16 protein-coding genes are annotated in these 16,387 nt (G+C 68.5%); 10 read left to right on the forward strand and 6 right to left on the reverse strand.

Features of this window, described 5'->3' with window-relative positions:
- The 3 genes from A5691_RS12165 to A5691_RS12175 all read right to left on the reverse strand — a co-directional run.
- On the reverse strand, window positions 1-501 hold a 501-nt coding region (locus A5691_RS12165; RefSeq protein ID WP_197696185.1), incomplete at its 3' end, for an acyl-CoA dehydrogenase family protein.
- Entirely contained in the window at window positions 498-1,643 is a 1,146-nt protein-coding gene (locus A5691_RS12170; RefSeq protein WP_068016810.1) for an acyl-CoA dehydrogenase family protein, read from the reverse strand. The genes A5691_RS12165 and A5691_RS12170, both read right to left, overlap by 4 nt.
- 43 nt (window positions 1,644-1,686) lie before the next feature.
- Window positions 1,687-2,661 (reverse strand): SDR family NAD(P)-dependent oxidoreductase, encoded by a 975-nt coding sequence (locus A5691_RS12175; protein ID WP_068016812.1) that lies wholly within the window; start codon window positions 2,659-2,661, stop codon window positions 1,687-1,689.
- A 137-nt stretch (window positions 2,662-2,798) separates the two neighbouring features.
- Between A5691_RS12175 and A5691_RS12180 the strand changes: the two genes are divergently transcribed.
- The 7 genes from A5691_RS12180 to A5691_RS12210 all read left to right on the forward strand — a co-directional run bounded on the left by A5691_RS12180 (window position 2,799) and on the right by A5691_RS12210 (window position 11,533).
- Window positions 2,799-4,448 (forward strand): nitric oxide reductase activation protein NorD, encoded by a 1,650-nt coding sequence (locus A5691_RS12180; RefSeq protein WP_082950273.1) that lies wholly within the window; start codon window positions 2,799-2,801, stop codon window positions 4,446-4,448.
- Between the two features lie 108 nt (window positions 4,449-4,556).
- Window positions 4,557-5,399: a CbbQ/NirQ/NorQ/GpvN family protein gene (locus A5691_RS12185; RefSeq protein ID WP_067755904.1), complete on the forward strand. Its 843-nt coding sequence runs from the start codon at window positions 4,557-4,559 to the stop codon at window positions 5,397-5,399.
- Between the two features lie 84 nt (window positions 5,400-5,483).
- Window positions 5,484-6,596, forward strand: a complete 1,113-nt coding sequence (locus A5691_RS12190) for an ABC transporter substrate-binding protein (RefSeq protein WP_067755901.1) — start codon at window positions 5,484-5,486, stop codon at window positions 6,594-6,596.
- A gap of 13 nt (window positions 6,597-6,609) precedes the next feature.
- A complete protein-coding gene (locus A5691_RS12195; RefSeq protein ID WP_067755890.1) occupies window positions 6,610-7,752 on the forward strand; it encodes a spirocyclase AveC family protein in 1,143 nt (380 codons plus the stop codon).
- Window positions 7,745-8,734 carry an SDR family oxidoreductase gene (locus A5691_RS12200; protein WP_067755985.1) on the forward strand — a complete coding sequence of 330 codons (990 nt, stop codon included), beginning with the start codon at window positions 7,745-7,747 and terminating at the stop codon, window positions 8,732-8,734. The genes A5691_RS12195 and A5691_RS12200 overlap by 8 nt, the downstream gene beginning before the upstream one ends.
- A gap of 9 nt (window positions 8,735-8,743) precedes the next feature.
- Window positions 8,744-9,958, forward strand: a complete 1,215-nt coding sequence (locus A5691_RS12205) for a cytochrome P450 (RefSeq protein ID WP_067755885.1) — start codon at window positions 8,744-8,746, stop codon at window positions 9,956-9,958.
- A gap of 90 nt (window positions 9,959-10,048) precedes the next feature.
- Window positions 10,049-11,533, forward strand: coding sequence for an aldehyde dehydrogenase family protein (locus tag A5691_RS12210; protein ID WP_067755883.1), 1,485 nt, complete (start codon window positions 10,049-10,051; stop codon window positions 11,531-11,533).
- Window positions 11,534-11,605: 72 nt separating this feature from the next.
- Here A5691_RS12210 and A5691_RS12215 read toward each other — a convergent pair whose 3' ends face one another.
- The gene (locus tag A5691_RS12215; protein WP_067755880.1) at window positions 11,606-11,896 is read right to left on the reverse strand and encodes a hypothetical protein; all 291 of its coding nucleotides are present in this window, start codon (window positions 11,894-11,896) and stop codon (window positions 11,606-11,608) included.
- Between the two features lie 194 nt (window positions 11,897-12,090).
- Between A5691_RS12215 and A5691_RS12220 the strand changes: the two genes are divergently transcribed.
- Both A5691_RS12220 and A5691_RS12225 read left to right on the forward strand, forming a co-directional pair.
- The gene (locus A5691_RS12220) at window positions 12,091-13,239 is read left to right on the forward strand and encodes a thiolase family protein (protein WP_067755877.1); all 1,149 of its coding nucleotides are present in this window, start codon (window positions 12,091-12,093) and stop codon (window positions 13,237-13,239) included.
- Complete coding sequence (locus A5691_RS12225) at window positions 13,236-14,039, forward strand: crotonase/enoyl-CoA hydratase family protein (RefSeq protein ID WP_082950272.1); 804 nt, start codon at window positions 13,236-13,238, stop codon at window positions 14,037-14,039. The genes A5691_RS12220 and A5691_RS12225 overlap by 4 nt, the downstream gene beginning before the upstream one ends.
- On the opposite strand, the gene A5691_RS12230 is transcribed toward A5691_RS12225, so the two are convergent.
- Both A5691_RS12230 and A5691_RS12235 read right to left on the reverse strand, forming a co-directional pair.
- Entirely contained in the window at window positions 14,036-15,052 is a 1,017-nt protein-coding gene (locus tag A5691_RS12230) for an NAD(P)/FAD-dependent oxidoreductase (RefSeq protein WP_067755874.1), read from the reverse strand. The genes A5691_RS12225 and A5691_RS12230 overlap by 4 nt on opposite strands.
- The gene (locus A5691_RS12235; RefSeq protein WP_067755870.1) at window positions 15,049-15,549 is read right to left on the reverse strand and encodes an isoprenylcysteine carboxyl methyltransferase family protein; all 501 of its coding nucleotides are present in this window, start codon (window positions 15,547-15,549) and stop codon (window positions 15,049-15,051) included. Before A5691_RS12235 ends, A5691_RS12230 begins: the two co-directional genes overlap by 4 nt.
- A gap of 188 nt (window positions 15,550-15,737) precedes the next feature.
- Here A5691_RS12235 and A5691_RS12240 point away from each other — a divergent pair.
- Window positions 15,738-16,387, forward strand: a 650-nt coding sequence (locus A5691_RS12240; protein WP_156734783.1) for an NAD(P)H-binding protein, incomplete at its 3' end; no start/stop codon positions are given.

Consider the following 16,387-nt stretch of genomic DNA (forward strand, 5'->3'; position numbering starts at 1 on the left):
CCCGACGTCGCCGCCGCGGACGTGCTGCTGGCGCTCGCCGGGGAAGACGGCGGTCATGTCGCCCCGCAAGACGACGTCATCGCCCTGCCGGCTCGCGGCCACCGGTGCGCTTTCGGCATCGAGGAAGCCGACGGTGGCGACCGTGGTGCCGTCGGAGATCCCGCTGAGCAGCTCGGCCGCGGCGTCGGTTGGCCCGAGCCGCGTCAGCGCCCGGGCGGCGGCGACCGCGGTCGACAACCATGGCCCCGGGTGCAGGGCGGCGCCGAGCTCTTCGGCAACGATGCCGGCCTCGACCATCGTCATGCCGGCGCCGCCGTGGGCCTCCGGCACCAGCAGACCGGTGGTCCCGAGGCCGGCCAGGCCGCGCCACACGGGCTCGGTGACGCCGGTCGGGTCGTCGAGCAGCGGGCGCACATGGTCGGCGATGGAAGCCTTTTCGGCGAGATAGCGTCGGGTGGTGTCGCGCAGCGCGACCTGCTCGTCGGAGAGTTCGAGGTTCATTTGCGGGGCAACCCGAGTACCCGCTGGGCGGTGATGTTCTTGTTGATCTGGCTGGTACCGCCCGCGATGGTCAGCGAGCGCGACGTCAGGCGGTAGTTCGCCCACGGCGCGCCGGCGCCGCTCGTGCCCAGCACGTCAAAGGCCAACGCGGCCATGTCCTGTCCGATCTCACCCCACACGGTCTTGGCGAGGCTCGCCGATCCGAAGGCGTCACCGCCATGCAGCGTGGCCGAGATCGACCGCTGGCACAGCACTTCCAGATACTTGATGCGCAGCGCGATCTCGCCGAGGCGCCGCAGCGTCACGGGGTCTTCGAGCGCGTCGCTGTGCGCGGCGATGTCGTCGGTCAATTCTTCGAGCCGCACCTGCATCTCGGCGTACAGCCGGGCGGCCCCGGCCCGCTCGTGGCTGAGCGTGGTGGTGGCCACCTGCCATCCCCCGTTCAGCGGACCGAGCAACGCGTCCGCCGGCACGCGCACGTCGTGAAAGAACACCTCGGCGAAATCGGCGTCGCCGTTGAGCGTTACCAGCGGACGGACTTCGATGCCCGGCAGTCTCATGTCGACGATCAGGCAGGAGATGCCCTTGTGCTTGGGCGCTTCGGGGTCGGTGCGCACGTAGAGCTGGCACCAGTCCGCGCGATGCCCCAGCGACGTCCAGATTTTCTGGCCGTTGACGACGAAGTCATCACCGTCGCGCGCCGCGCGGGTGCGCAGCGCGGCGAGGTCGGACCCCGCTTCGGGTTCCGACATCCCTTGGCACCAGATGTCGTCGGCCCGCATCATGCGGGGGAGCAGCGTGAGCTTCTGTGACTCGGTGCCGTATTGCATGATGGCCGGCGCGATGTTGTTTAGGCCAATGACGTTGAGCGGCATGGGGGCTCGCGCCCGCGTGGTTTCCTCGGTATAGACGAGTTGCTCGAGAACCGTCGCGCCGCGGCCGCCGTATTCCCGAGGCCACGAGACCGCGGCCCAGCCGGCGTCGGCCATCGTGGCGTTCCAGGCGCGCAGCACCTCGAAGGCGGCGTCGTCTCGTCCGGCGGGCCGACGGGCGGCCACCAGCTCGTCGGTCAGGTTCTTCGATAGCCAGTCGCGCAGCTCGACGCGGAACTGCTCCACTTCCGCCGGGTAGGAGAAATCCATTTTTCGGGACTTTACGTTTGAGCAGATAGCCGGTCAATAACGGTCACTCGCCTCCTGGCTCGGGGAAGGCGACATCGGCGCCGCCGGGCATCGCGCTGACGCCGCGGCGCTCACAGACCTCCAGCACCTCGTCGACGATCGACGCGGGCACGAGGAACTTCTCCGTCGACGAAATCTCCTCGAGGTGTGCGCGGATGTCTTCGGCGGTCGGTTGGCTCTCGACGTCCGCGAGCCACCCTTCGCTGAGCCCGACGAATACGCGCGCGTAACGGCCGGCGGCTGCCGAATAATTGCGGTGGGTGAACGTGCACGCGCTACTGGCGAGGAAGGTCACCAGCGGCACCACGAGTTCTGGCTTGATGGCCTGCAGGAAGCCGGATTCGGCGAGGAACTTCTCGTCGCCGACGGTCTCGGTGATCATTCGCGAGAAGCCGGTCGGCATAACGGAATTAGCGAGAATTCCGTGCGCCTCACCCTCGATCGCGATTACGTTCGTCAGCCCCATCAGCCCGGCCTTCGCCGCGGCGTAGTGGGCCTCCATCGGCTGACCGAAGACCCCGGCCGACGACGAGATGAACACGATCCGCCCGCCCCCGTTGTTCTTCATCACGCGGTACGCGGGCTGAGACAGATGAAAGCCGCCGTCGAGATGCACGCGCAGCATGCGAGTCCAGTCGTCGAGCGAGAGGTCCTCGAATGGCACGCTGCCGAAGATGCCGGCGTTGCTGATCACCGCGTCGAGCCGCCCGAACGTGCCCACTGCGGTGGCGATGATCGCCTGGCCACCGGCGGGGGTATCGACCGAGTCGTAGGAGGCGACGGCGGTACCGCCGTCCCGCGTGATCTGGTCGACCACCTCATCGGCGACGGCGGAGTCCGCCCCCTCGCCGCGCATCGAGCCCCCGACGTCATTGACCACCACCGCGGCGCCGCGGCGCGCCAGGTCCTGCGCGTACAACCGACCGAGTCCGCGGCCGGCGCCGGTGACGACGGCGACCTGCCCGGTGAAGTCAATCACCATGTGCTCCTTGCCCTGATTGACTGCGGTGGCACCGGACTCTACGGTGGAACAGATATTTGGTCAACGGAGTCCAGGCGGTTCGGAGATTGAGCGTGTCCACCGACGTTCGCGGTGACCGGCTGCCGGGTCTCGGCATGCTCGCATCCGCGCTCGCCGGCCGGGCCGTAGCGGTGGCCGAACTGCGTCCGGGCGAACCGTCATGGACCGACGGCCAGACCGTCCACGTCGATGCGGGTGCGAGTGCCCGCCGGCAGCTCGAAGCCGTTGCCGTGCAGGCGTCGATGATCGCGGCCGGCAGCCTGGAACCGGACGTGATGCGCCATCTGCTGCGCCGCCCTCGGGTGGCCAAGCGCTATCTGGCGGTGGAGGGGCACCGCGCGCTCGCCGCCAACGCCGACCTGTTGCCGGGCGTTCTGGCCTCCCTAGCCGACCCCGACGCCGCGGGACGAAGCGATTCGCCCGCCACTTCGCTGCGGATCGCCGACGGGCGGGAGCCGATCGGTAACCCCGCACCGGAATTCGGCATCATTCGCGCTGGGAAGGTGCTGGCAGCGTCGGCCCGGGCGCCCGAACGGCGAGACAAGGAACAACCCGGGCATGTCCCGAGGAGCGGCGGCACCGACGATCTGAAAGAACTCGCCGACGACGAGACCGACGACTCCGACGATCCCGACATGTTCACCAGCCCGGTGGGCGGCGGCGGTTTCATCGGCAGGTGGCTGAAGAAGATGCTTTCGTCGGCGCGCAAGACCGGCAGCGGCGGGGGACCGCCCGGCGCGGACACCCCGACGCACCGGACCGACTCCGCCAAGCGCGGATTGCACGCGGTGACCTCGCTGGCCCCCGCGTCGAGCGTCGACGGCGCGGACCAGCCCGCGTGCACGGGCGGCTTCACCTACCCGGAATGGGACGCCGGGCGCAGGATGTACCGGCCGGCGTGGTGCACCGTGCGCGAAGTCGACGCCGAGATCAAACCGTCGGCGACACACGCGATCGAGGCCGCCATCGGCGTGCGGCGCCCGCTGTCCCGGCTCGGGATGGGTCTGCACCGCCGCCATCGCCAGGCGCAGGGCGACGACATCGACATCGACGCGGCGGTCGAGGCCCGCGTCGAGGTGCTGGCGGGGTCGGTGCCCGACGAGGCCGTGTACCTCGACAGCCTGCGGCGCCGGCGGGATCTGTCGGTGCTCCTTCTCCTCGATGTGTCGGGCTCGGCCGCCGAGGCCGGCACGGTCGGGCGCACGGTGCACGAGCAGCAGCGCACGGCGGTCGCCAACCTCACCGTCGCGCTGCACGACCTGGGCGACCGGGTCGCGCTCTACGCCTACTACTCGCAGGGCCGGCGCGCGGTGAACGTGGTGCCGGTCAAGCGATTCGACGACCATCTCGACGCCCGAGTCATGCGCCGGCTCAACAGCCTTGAGCCGGGCGCGTATTCGCGCCTTGGCGCGGCGATCCGGCACGGGTCGGCGGTGCTGGAGGCGCGCGGCGGGACGTCGCGGCGGCTGCTGGTGGTGCTCTCCGACGGGCTGGCCTACGACCACGGCTACGAGCGGGCCTACGGCGCCGCCGATGCGCGCCGCGCCTTGGCCGAGGCCCGCCGCCGCGGCATCGGCTGCGTGTGCCTGACCATCGGCGCGGGTACCGACGTGCAGTCGCTGCGCCGCGTGTTCGGTACCGCCGCACACGCCACGATCGCCCGCCCGGACCAACTCGCGGGCGTGATCGGCCCGTTGTTCCGGTCCGCCCTGCGCTCGGCCGAGGTCCGGCGCCGGGTGTCATGACGCGCCACGACAACCGATGGCCGAGCCTAAACGCGCTCGTCAGAGAGCTTGAAACAAACATCTGTTCCGCGATAGGCTCGATTGACCGTGGGTAGCGGAGGGGAAGGTATGGCCAACGAGTCCGGGCTGGTGCACCGGAACGGCGCGATGCCCGAGGCCGAGACGTCGCGCCCCTATTACAAGGCGATCGGCGGCGAGGAGGCCGTATTCAAGGCGGCGTACCGCCAGGGTCTGGCCCTTGTCCTGAAGGGGCCCACGGGCTGTGGCAAGACCCGGTTCGTCGAGGCGATGGCCCACGATCTCGGCCGGCCGCTGATCACCGTCGCCTGCCATGACGACCTCACCACGGCCGACCTGGTCGGCCGGTACCTGCTGCAGGGCGACGAAACCGTCTGGGTGGACGGCCCGCTGACACGGGCGGTGCGTGAAGGGGCGATCTGCTATCTCGACGAGGTGGTGGAAGCCCGGCAGGACACCACGGTGGTCCTGCACCCACTCGCGGATCACCGGCGGCAGCTGCCGATCGAACGTCTCGGCGTCACGCTCGATGCGGCGCCCGGGTTCGGCCTGGTGGTGTCCTACAACCCGGGCTATCAGAGCGTGCTGAAAGACCTCAAGGATTCGACCCGGCAGCGAATGGTCGCCATCGAATTCGATTTCCCCGCAGCCGATATCGAAGAGGGGATCGTCGCACACGAGGCCGGCGTGGACGACGCCACCGCCGCGGAGCTGGTCCGGTTGGGACAGGCCATTCGCCGGCTGGAAACCGGCGGCCTGCGTGAGGTCGCGTCGACCCGCGTGCTGATCGCCGCGGGCAGGCTGGTGGCGGAGGGGCTCACCATGCGAGAGGCGGCTCGCGCCGCGATCGCGGGGCCGCTCACCGACGACGTGGCCGTGGGGAGGGCCCTGGCCGAGCTGATCGGGATCTATCTGGGCGGCGCGGGCGAATGATTGACGCTGCATACGGCCGCCGCTAGGGTCTGAACAAATATTAGGTTTGCCGTGGTTCGGCGTGCGTGAGGTTCGGGAGGTTCGATGTCCTACGAAAGCAGCGCTGAGCCGATCAAAGTCGGCTACCTGATGGACTTCACGCTGCCGCCGGGTTTCCCCGAGGAACTGATGGCGAGTTTCACGCGGTGCTTCGACCTCGTCTTCGAAGAAGCCGTTGGGCAGGGCCTTCTCGATCGCCCCGTGCAGATGATCTATCGCGAGGTGGAGGGCCTGCCCAAGGGATCGGTCAAGGCGGTTATCGATGCGTTCGGCGAGCTCGTCGACGAGGGCTGCCTGGTGGTGTTCGGGCCGCACATCACCGACAACTGCGTGCCGACCCGCGAGGCGATCGAGGAGCGGTTCAAGGTGCCGGCGATCAGCGTCACCGGCACCGACGACTGGCTGGGCGAATGGACCTTCGCGTTCCCGCAGGGCTCGATGACCGATGAGCCGATCTTCATCGCCGACCTCGTCGCCAAACGCGGACTCTCGGAAATCGGTGTCCTCGTGGAGCAGAATCTGATCGGCGAGAGCTACCTGAAGAATCTTCGAAGTGCGTGCCGCCGCAAGGGCATTCGCATCGTCGCGGAGGCGGCAATCGCCCAGACCGCGCAAGACATCAACGACGCCGTCCGCACGCTGCACGAGGCCAAGGCCGAGGCGATCGTGCATCTGGGATTCGGCTTCGGCATCGTCTTCATCAACCCCGCGCTGCAGGCCGTGGATTGGGATCCGCCGCGATTCACCACCACCGCATTCCAGAACGCCTGGGTGAACCCGATCATGTGGGACGCGTTCATGGGCTGGGTCGGCGTCGACCAGTACGACGAGGAGAACCGGCTGGGCCAGGACTTCCTCGACCGTTACGCGAAGAGGTACGAGGGCAGCCGGCCCGAGTACTGCGTGTCGGTGGTCAACCACGACGTTGCCGCCACCCTCGTCCGCGCGTTCGCCGATGCCCACCCGCTCAGCCCGCGCGGGGTCAAGGAGGCGCTGGAGCGGGTGAAGATGATGCCCGCCGCGTCGGGTGCCCCCGGCACGCGCGTCTCCTTCGGGAAGTGGACGCGGCGCGCGTGGATGGGCGCCGGCTATCTGGTGGCCCGCACGCTGGACGCCGACGGCACCAACTCGCACCTGGTCGATCGCTTCGGAGAGTGAGGCTGGCAAAGACATGAGCACCGATCAATCCGCACCGCTTGCGGCGCAGGAAAATCCGGCGCCCCCGCGGCGGACGGACAAGCGGGGCTGGGGCGGCTGGGTCGCCGGCGCCGCCCTCGCCGCGTTCACGCTCTTCTTCATCGCGAACTGCCGCGTTGCGTTGGACCCCCGCGTCGCCAACCCGAATGTGCAGGGTCGGCCCCGCCCGGTGAAATTCACGTTCGGGCTCGACTACATCGGGTTCCTGGACTGGGCCACGGTCGTGGCGCTGGTCGTGCTGCTGATCGTCTTCATCAGAGGCTGGCGCCGCAATCCCGGTAGTCCGGTGATGCTCATGTTCCTGTGCACCACGCTGATCGTGTGGCAGGACCCGATCATGAACTGGTCACCGTTCGCGGTCTACAACCCGGATTTGGTGCATTGGCCGGAATCCTGGCCGCTGGTGTCGATTTCGCCTACGGTCGAACCCTTCGTGGTCTTCGGTTACGTGATGTTCTACTTCGGGCCGTACTTCCCAGGGATATGGATCCTGCGCAAGCTGCAGGCCCGCAAAGGGCCAGAGGCCTTCGTTTCGCGGCACCCACTGATTTGCCTGGGGGCGATAGTCCTGGTGATCGGGTTCGTCATCGATGCCTTCCTGGAGAACACGTTGATCCACTGGGGCATGTACATCTACTCCCAGGTGATCCCGTGGGGCTCGGTGTTCACCGGCACGACATTCCAGTTCCCGCTGATCTGGGAGTCGTTCTCGGTGACCTTCGTGATGGTTCCGGCGGCGATACTCTGCTACCGCGACGACACCGGCAAGTCGGTGGCCGAGAAGCTGGCCGCGAAGGCCAAGATCTTCCCGACCCGTCCGGTGCTCGGCACGTTCCTGGTGATGTTCGCCATCATCAACGTGTCCTACTTCGCCTACGGGGCGTGGTTCTGGGTCATCAAGGTCAGCCACGCGGCGACCTCCGTCGCGTGCCCCTGGCCGTATCCGGAGGCGAAAGTGTACGACCCCCAAGGCTATTACGAAAAGGCTGGGGCGCAGGGCCCATACTCGGTCGGCATCTGGTCGACCTGGGCCAGCGGGGAGCCCAACGGGCGGCCCCATGTCGATTCCCCACCGCCCGGTGTGGGTGCCTGCGCGACCCCGGGCGCGCATGGCTGAGCCGCGCACCGTCGTCATCACCGGCGCGTCGCGAGGTCTGGGCTTCGCGTCGGCGGTGCGGCTGTACCGCGAAGGCTGGCGGGTTATCGCGGCGATGCGGACGCCCGACGTCGGCCTGCCGCCGCTGCGGGCGGCGACGGGCGCCGGTCAAGACGACGATCGGCTGGTCGGCGTGCAGCTCGACCTGTTGGACCCGGCGTCGATCGCGGCGGCGGCCAAGGCCATCGAGGAAGCCGCCGGCGCCCCCTACGCCCTGGTGCACAACGCCGGAATCTCCGCCGCCGGAATGGTGGAGGAGACCGATATGGCGTTGTGGCACAGGATGTTCGAAACGAACGTCATGGGCCCGGTTGCGCTCACCCAGGCGTTGCTGCCATCGATGCGGGCGGCCGGCGAGGGACGCATCGTCCTGGTGTCCAGTGCGGCCGGGGTGCGCGGCCAACCGGCCACCGCCCCGTACTCCGCGGCCAAGGGGGCGCTGGAGCGGTGGGGCGAAGCCATGGCGTGCGAGATCGCGCCCTTCGGGTTGGGCGTCACCGTGTTGGTCGCCGGCACGTACGACACCGAGATCATCACCGACGCGGGCACCACCGACAACCGCGACTTGGGCGGCCCGTACGCCCGGCTGCACAACACCATGAACACCCGCGGCAGGGCCGCGATGAAACTCGCCAGGCCACCCGAGAAGTTCACCGACGGCCTGGTCAGTGCGCTGGACGACCGGGTGCCGTTCCGCCGCCGCGGCGTCGGACCGGATGCATCGATGCTGTTGGCGGCCAACAGGATCCTGCCGGCTTCAGGCATGCACCACATGTCGCGGGTCGTGCTGGGCATACCCAGACAGGGCACGATGCGCGACGGGGCGTGGCCGCTGACGCTAAGTCAACGGGCGATGGTATTCGCGGCCCGCGTGCTGCCGCAGCCGGTGCTGCAACGCTTGGCCGCGCTGGCGGCGAAGCGCAAGGGAACCCAAGGGGGCTGAGGGGAAAGTATGGAACAGCTATTCGACGACCTGGAGGACTTCGGCGCCTTCGACGACGCGGTCTCCGGGGACGTGCGCGACCCGTACACGGAACTGGCGCGGCTGCGCCGCGAGGAACCCATTCAGCGCCTCGACGTTTCCGGGATGCCGCATGAGGAATCCAAACCCGTCTTCATCGTCTACCGCCACGAGGAAGCCCAGCGGATGCTGCGCGACAACGAGACGTTCTCGTCGGCGGCCGTCATCGCCGCGTTCGGGCCGGTGCTGGGGGAGCGCGTCATGCTCGGCATGGACGAACCGGTGCACGGGCGGCTGCGGTCACTGGTGTCAAAGGCCTTCTCGCAGAAGGCGTTGGCCCGCTGGGAAGACGAACTCGTCGGGCGGGTGGGCAACAGCCTGATCGACAAGTTCGCGGCGAACGGAAAGGCCGACCTGGTCAAGGAATTCACCTTCGATTACCCCAGCCAGATCATCGCGGGCCTGCTGGGGCTGCCGGAGGAGGACTATCCGCAGTTCCAGCGGTGGTCGATCTCGTTGCTGAGTTGGATCCTGAATCCCGAACGCGGCCTTGCCGCCTCGGCCGCGCTCTGCACCTACTTCGCACCCATCCTGGCGGCCCGCCGCGCCGAGCCGAAGGAAGATCTGATCAGCGCGCTGGCCCAGGCCGAGATCGACGGGGAGAAGCTCGAGGACGAGGAGATCTACTCGTTCCTGCGGCTGCTGCTGCCCGCCGGGGTGGAGACGACGTACCGGTCCCTGGGCAGCCTGCTGCTCGCGCTGCTGTCGGATCCCGCGCAGCTGGATGCCATCCGCGCGGACCGGTCGCTGCTACCACAGGCCATCGAGGAGGGTGTGCGCTGGGAACCGCCCCTGCTGACCATCACCCGGGTGGCGACTCGCGACACCGAACTCGGCGGGGTGGCGATACCGGAAGGGTCCACGGTGATGCCGATGCTGGGCTCCGCCAACCGGCAGGAGGACCGTTACCCCGATCCCGACAGGTTCGACATCTTCCGCACACCCAGGGCCCACCTGGGCTGGGGGCACGGCGTGCACGTCTGTCTCGGCATGCACCTGGCGCGGCTGGAGATGCGCACCGCCATCAACCTTTTGCTCGACCGCTTGCCCAACCTGCGGCTGGACCCCGACGCGGACGATCCGCACGTCCGCGGGCAGATTTTTCGTTCGCCGACGTCGGTGCCCGTGCTGTTCGACCCGCAATGACCAGGCCCGTAGGGGTTGTCGCTTGCCAATCGGCTAGTTTCCGGTAAGGCTCTCTGTAGCCCCTCAACGACTCAGAAGAGAGTGACAAACATGACCGAGGCTGTAAAGGTGCGGTTCGAGCCGAAGATGATGATCGACGGGAAGCTCGTCGACGGGCAGTCCGGCACCTTCACCAACATCAACCCGGCGACCGAGGAGCCGCTCGGGGAGGTCGCCGACGCGTCCAAGGAGGACATGCACCGGGCGATCGACGCCGCCCGGCGCGCCTTCGACGAGAGCGACTGGTCGACCAACCGGGAGTTGCGCAAGCGCTGCCTCTTGCAGCTGCACGAGGCGATCGAGTCGGAGAAGGAGGAGCTGCGCGAGGAGCTCATCCTCGAGGTGGGATCGCCGCGGGCCATCACCTTCGGTCCCCAGCTGGACGCGCCGCTGGAGGACGGGCTGCGCTACCCCGCCAGGCTGATCGACGAGTACGCGTGGGAGACCGACCTGGGTGACAAGGTGATCAGCCTGACCGGCACGCTGACCACCCGCAAGGTGTGGCGCGAGCCGGTGGGCGTCGTCGGCGCGATCGTGCCGTGGAACTTTCCGTTCGAGGTCACCCTCAACAAGCTCGGCCAGGCGCTCGGCACCGGCAACACCGTGGTGCTCAAGCCGGCGCCGAACACCCCGTTCAACGCGACCCGGCTGGGCCGGCTGATCGCCGAGAAGACCGACATCCCCGCCGGCGTCGTCAACGTCGTGACCGCCTCGGATCACTTTGTGGGCGAAGAACTTACGCTTTCGCCCAAGGTCGACCTGATCTCGTTCACCGGCTCGACCGTGGTCGGGCAGCGGATCATGGAAAAGGGGGCCGCCACCATGAAGCGGCTCTTCCTCGAGCTGGGCGGCAAGTCGGCCACCATCGTGCTGGAGGACGCCGACTTCCCGACGGCTTGCATGGTCGGCATCGCGCCGTGCATGCACGCCGGCCAAGGCTGCGCCAACCCGACCCGGATGTTGTTGCCGCGGTCGCGCTACGACGAGGGCGTGGAAATCCTCAAGGGCATCTACGAGAACGTCACGTGTGGTGACCCGCAGGACCCGGGAACCCTGTGCGGCCCGGTGATCTCGGAGGTGCAGCGAAATCGCGTGATGGGCTACATCCGCAAAGGTGTCGAAGAGGGCGCCACGGCGCTCGTCGGCGGCCCCGACGCGCCCACCGGCTTCGACAAGGGTTTCTACGTCAGGCCAACGCTTTTCACCGATGTCGACAACTCCATGACGATCGCCCAGGAGGAAATCTTCGGTCCGGTGCTCGCCGTGATCCCGTTCGACGACGAGGAGGACGCGATCCGGATCGCCAACGACAGCAAGTACGGCCTGGCGGGCAACGTGATGTCCGGCTCGCTGGAGCGGTCGCTGGCGGTGGCCCGAAGGATTCGGGCCGGCTTCATGGGCGTCAACGGCGGCGCGCCGTATGGCGCCGACACCCCGTTCGGCGGGTACAAGTACAGCGGGGTGGGCCGCCAGAACGGTGTCGCCGGGTTCGACCAGTACACCGAGATCAAATCGGTGGCCTATCCCGCCGTCTAAGGCCCGTCGAGATCGCCGTCACGGCTGCGGGTTTGGGCTCACCCGCGACCGTGGCGGCAATCTCGGCGTGGGTCAGGCGGGCGCGACCGGTCGTTTCAGCGTGCAGACGATGCTCCACTCGAAGTAGTGGTCGCCGCCCTTGTCGTAGTCCTTGAAGCGGTGGGCGACCTGGGTGCGCTGCACCGACGACCCGACGATCTCCCAGCCCTGTTGTCCGTAGGACTGCGTCAGACGGTTCGCTTCGTCCAGCACGGCCTGCAGAGATTCGTTCGTGTACGAGACGAAGGTGCTCTCCCATTGCTGGGGATACCACTTGCCATCGGATGCCAGCCACCAGCCGGGGCCCGGTGAAGGGGTGCTCACATCGGGGCACCCTACGTCGCCGAGCCTCGCGGAAAAATGGACTGCACATGACGGGGTGCCGAAAAGCTGGCAATCGGAAGGCCATCTGCCACCCAAAACCACCCCGGCCCGCGCCCGCCCAACGCGTTGGTTGACAATCGACGGCGAGACTCACTTTCACCGATTAGGGTCCTAACGTCAAAGGAGACACCACCATGGCTGAAGCCGTCATCGTCGAGGCAGTGCGCTCACCGGTCGGGAAGCGCAACGGCGGATTGTCCGGGGTGCACCCGGCGGACCTGTCGGCGCAGGTGCTCAACGGGTTGGTGGACAAGGCGGGTATCGACCCCGGCCTCGTCGACGACGTCATCTGGGGCTGTGTGATGCAGGCCGGTGAGCAGGCCCTCGACATCGGCCGCACCGCCCTGCTGGCCGCCGGCTGGCCGGAATCCGTCCCCGGTGTGACCGTCGACCGTCAGTGTGGTTCGAGCCAGCAGTCGATCCACTTCGCGGCGGCCGGCGTGGTGGCCGGGCACTACGACGTCGTCGTGGCCGGTGGGGTGGAGTCGATGTCGCGCACTCCGATGGGTTCGTCGTTGGCCAACGGCGGCCGCCCCTACCCGAAGACCTTCCTGGACCGCTACGAGGGCCAGATCCCCAACCAGGGCATCGGCGCCGAGATGATCGCCGAGCGGTGGGGATTCGACCGCACCGCGCTCGACGAGTTCTCGCTGGGCTCACACGAAAAGGCCGCTGCGGCACAGGATTCCGGCGCTTTTGACGACCAGATCGTCGGTATCAAGGACCAGGACGGAAACGTGGTGCTCAAGGACGAGGGCATCCGCCGCGGCACCCCGATGGAGAAGATGGCGTCGCTGAAGCCGGCGTTCAAGGAAGACGGGGTGATCCACGCGGGCAACTCGTCGCAGATCTCCGATGGCTCGGCCGCGATCCTGTTCATGTCGGCCGAGAAGGCCAAGGAGCTCGGCCTGAAGCCGATCGCGAAGGTGCACACCGCGACGCTGGCCGGAGCCGACCCGGTGATCATGCTGACCGCGCCGATCCCCGCCACCCAGAAGGTGCTGAAGCGTTCCGGCCTGTCCATCGACGACATCGGGGCCTACGAGGTCAACGAGGCGTTCGCGCCGGTGCCGCTGGCGTGGCTGAAAGACATTGGCGCCGACGAGAAGAAGCTCAACCCCAACGGCGGTGCGATCGCGCTGGGGCACCCGCTGGGCGGCTCCGGCGCCCGGATCATGACGACGCTGCTGTACCACATGCGGGACAAGGGAATTCGTTACGGTCTGCAGACCATGTGCGAGGGTGGCGGCCAGGCCAACGCCACCATCGTGGAATTGTTGTGACGGACGTTGACACCGCGGCGCCCGGCGCGCTGACCGAGCGCCGCGGCAACGTCATGGTGATCACCATCAACCGGCCGGAAGCCCGCAACGCGGTCAACGGTGCCGTCAGCATCGGCGTCGGGGACGCGCTGGAGGAGGCCCAGCAGGATCGCGAGATCCGGGCCGTGGTGATCACCGGCGCGGGCGACAAGTCGTTCTGCGCCGGGGCCGACCTCAAGGCGATCTCACGTCGGGAGAACATCTATCACCCCGACCATCCCGAGTGGGGCTTCGCCGGTTACGTGCACCACTTCATCGACAAACCCACGATCGCGGCGGTCAACGGCACCGCGCTGGGCGGCGGCACCGAGCTGGCGTTGGCCAGCGACCTGGTGGTGGCCGACGAGCGCGCCCAGTTCGGGCTGCCGGAGGTCAAGCGGGGGCTCATCGCCGCCGCGGGGGGCGTCTTCCGGATCGTGCAGCAGCTGCCGCGCAAGGTGGCGATGGAGCTGCTGCTGACCGGCGAGCCGATCACCGCCGCCGACGCCCTCGAATGGGGCCTGATCAATCAGGTGGTCAAGGAGGGCACGGTGCTGGAGGCCGCGCTCGCGCTGGCCGCGCGGGTGACGGTGAACGCGCCGCTGTCCGTGCAGGCCAGCAAGCGCATCGCCTACGGCGTCGACGACGGCGTCATCACCGACGAAGAGGTGGGCTGGGCGCGCACCATGACCGAGATGCGCGGCCTGATCAGGTCGGAGGACGCCAAGGAGGGCCCGCTGGCGTTCGCCGAGAAGCGCGAGCCGGTCTGGAAGGCCCGCTAGCCCGCCAGTACGTTCACCCCGCGCTGGAACGCGCCGGGCAACAGCGTGCACGCCGGCACGATGGCGCGGCGCGCGATCGGCGGGGCGCTGGCCAACACCAGCGCGCGGGTGAGCAGCCGGTAGTTGCGGGTAATCCGTTGCCACGCAAACTCATACGACTGCGGCGCCTCGTCGACGATGGCGGCGACCACAGCGGCCGCTTGCTTGACCGCCAGGCTGATGCCCTCGCCCGTCAGCGCGTCCTCGTAGCCCGCCGCGTCGCCCACCAACAGCACGCGCCCCGCGACCCGGCGAGAGACCACCTGGCGTAACGGGCCGCAGCCGCGCGCGTCACCGCGGGTGGCGCTGCCGAGCCGGCGGGCCAGCCCGGGGAACCACGCGAGGTCGGGCCGGCCGCGCGACAGGATCGCCACGCCCACCAGATCCGGCTCGACCGGCGTCACATATGCCTCACCCCAGCGCGACCAATGCACCTCGACGAACTCCGACCACGGCGGCACCCGGAAATGCCAGCGCACGCCGTAGCGCCGCGGCGTTCCGGCCGTCGCCGTGATCCCGACGGCCCGCCTGACCTGTGAGTGCAGTCCGTCGGCCGCCACCAACCATTTCGCGCGCACGCCGGCGGCCGTCACCCCGTGCGCGTCCTGGTGCACGGTGGTCACCCGCGCCCGAAGCCATTCCGTGTCTTGCTCTTTGGCGCGCGCGGCCAGCGCCGCGTGCAGCGTGGTGCGTCGCACGCCGCGACCCGGGCCGTTACGAAACCGGGCCTGGGCACGGCGGTGTTCGCTCACGTAGGCGATTCCGTGAAAGGGCATGCCGACCGGGTCGACGCCGAGGGACGTCAGCTCGGCCAGCCCGCCGGGCATCAGGCCTTCACCGCACGCCTTGTCGATGGGTCCCTCCCGCGGGTCGGCGACGATCACCGAAAGTCCCTGCCGCCGAGCGTGTAACGCCGTTGCCAAACCGCCCGGCCCGCCGCCGACGATCAACAGGTCGGTGTCGTAGTCGCTCACGTGTATCCCAGAGCGGAGTTCTCGACCCGCAATCGCACCTTGAGCAACGCCGCGTTGGCGAGCGTGAAAATGGCGGCCGTCAGCCACGCCGTGTGCACCAACGGCAGCGCCAACCCCTCAGCCACCACTGCAACATAGTTCGGATGGTGCAGCCACCGGTAGGGACCCTGGCGCACCAGCGGGGCCTGCGGCAGCACGATGACCCGGGTGTTCCACCGCGGGCCGAGCGTGGCGATGCACCACCAGCGCAGCACCTGGCTGAGTGCCACCACCGCCAGCATCGGCCAGCCCAGCCATCCGATGAACGGCCGGTGCAGTGCCCACGGCTCGAGGATGCAGCCAACCAGCAGCGCCGTGTGCAGCACCACCATCACCGGATAGTGTGCCCGCCCAAACTCCTTGGCGCCCTGGGCAAAAGACCATCGCGCGTTGCGGTTGGAGACCACCAGCTCCACGACGCGTTCGATGGCGACCGCCAGAACCAGTAGGTAATACATGTCTCCACTATCTCTTCGAAGAGGACTTCTTCTACCGGCTCACGATGCCGCCGCCGCGCGGGTTCACCGCCGCGAGCGTAACGGCATGGCGAAAATCAGGCCGGAAGAGCGCCGTGGCGTTACGTTCGCGATCGGCGGCCCGCGCCCGCCAGGTTTGCGTCGACCGTCGCCGGGTTAGGTTGAAAGGTATGCGGGTCCTCGTCACCGGTGCCACCGGATATGTCGGATCGCGGCTGGTCACGGCGCTGCTGGCGGACCGGCACCACGTCGTGGCCGCCACCCGGAAGCCCGAGCGACTCAGACGGTTCGGATGGTTCGACGACGTCACCCCGGTGACCCTCGACGCCGCCGATCCCGCGTCCACGCGGGCGGCCTTCGCCGACGCCGGGCACGTTGACGTGGTGTATTACCTGGTGCACGCCATCGGGCAGCCCGGCTTCCGCGATGCCGACAACGCCGCCGCGGCCAACCTCGCCGCCGCGGCCAGGGACGCCGGTGTGCGTCGCATCGTCTACCTGGGCGGATTCGTGCCCGCCGACGAGGTGCTGTCCGAGCACCTGACCAGCCGGGCCGAGGTGGCCGAGGCCCTGACGGTGCCGGGCGGCGCGGAGCTGGTCTGGCTGGGCGCCGCGATGATCATCGGCGCGGGCTCGACCTCGTTCGAGATGATGCGCTACGTCGGGGACCGATTCCCGCTGCTGCCCGTCCCGAGCTGGATGGACAACCCGATAGACCCGATTTCCATCCGCGACGTGCTGCATTACCTGGTCGCCGCGGCCGATCCCGGCCTGTTGCCGGCGGGCGCGTACGACATCGCCGGCCCGGACACCACGTCCTA

This window comes from Mycobacterium sp. E183 (assembly GCF_001667735.1).
GTDB lineage: Bacteria > Actinomycetota > Actinomycetes > Mycobacteriales > Mycobacteriaceae > Mycobacterium.

Bases quoted from the DNA above. Each gene is read 5' to 3' on its own strand.
- A5691_RS12170 (WP_068016810.1), bottom strand. From the start codon at position 1,643: ATGGATTTCTCCTACCCGGCGGAAGTGGAGCAGTTCCGCGTCGAGCTG.
- A5691_RS12180 (WP_082950273.1), top strand. From the start codon at position 2,799: ATGCTCGCATCCGCGCTCGCCGGCCGGGCCGTAGCGGTGGCCGAACTG.
- A5691_RS12185 (WP_067755904.1), top strand. From the start codon at position 4,557: ATGGCCAACGAGTCCGGGCTGGTGCACCGGAACGGCGCGATGCCCGAG.
- A5691_RS12190 (WP_067755901.1), top strand. From the start codon at position 5,484: ATGTCCTACGAAAGCAGCGCTGAGCCGATCAAAGTCGGCTACCTGATG.
- A5691_RS12195 (WP_067755890.1), top strand. From the start codon at position 6,610: ATGAGCACCGATCAATCCGCACCGCTTGCGGCGCAGGAAAATCCGGCG.
- A5691_RS12200 (WP_067755985.1), top strand. From the start codon at position 7,745: ATGGCTGAGCCGCGCACCGTCGTCATCACCGGCGCGTCGCGAGGTCTG.
- A5691_RS12205 (WP_067755885.1), top strand. From the start codon at position 8,744: ATGGAACAGCTATTCGACGACCTGGAGGACTTCGGCGCCTTCGACGAC.
- A5691_RS12210 (WP_067755883.1), top strand. From the start codon at position 10,049: ATGACCGAGGCTGTAAAGGTGCGGTTCGAGCCGAAGATGATGATCGAC.
- A5691_RS12220 (WP_067755877.1), top strand. From the start codon at position 12,091: ATGGCTGAAGCCGTCATCGTCGAGGCAGTGCGCTCACCGGTCGGGAAG.
- A5691_RS12235 (WP_067755870.1), bottom strand. From the start codon at position 15,549: ATGTATTACCTACTGGTTCTGGCGGTCGCCATCGAACGCGTCGTGGAG.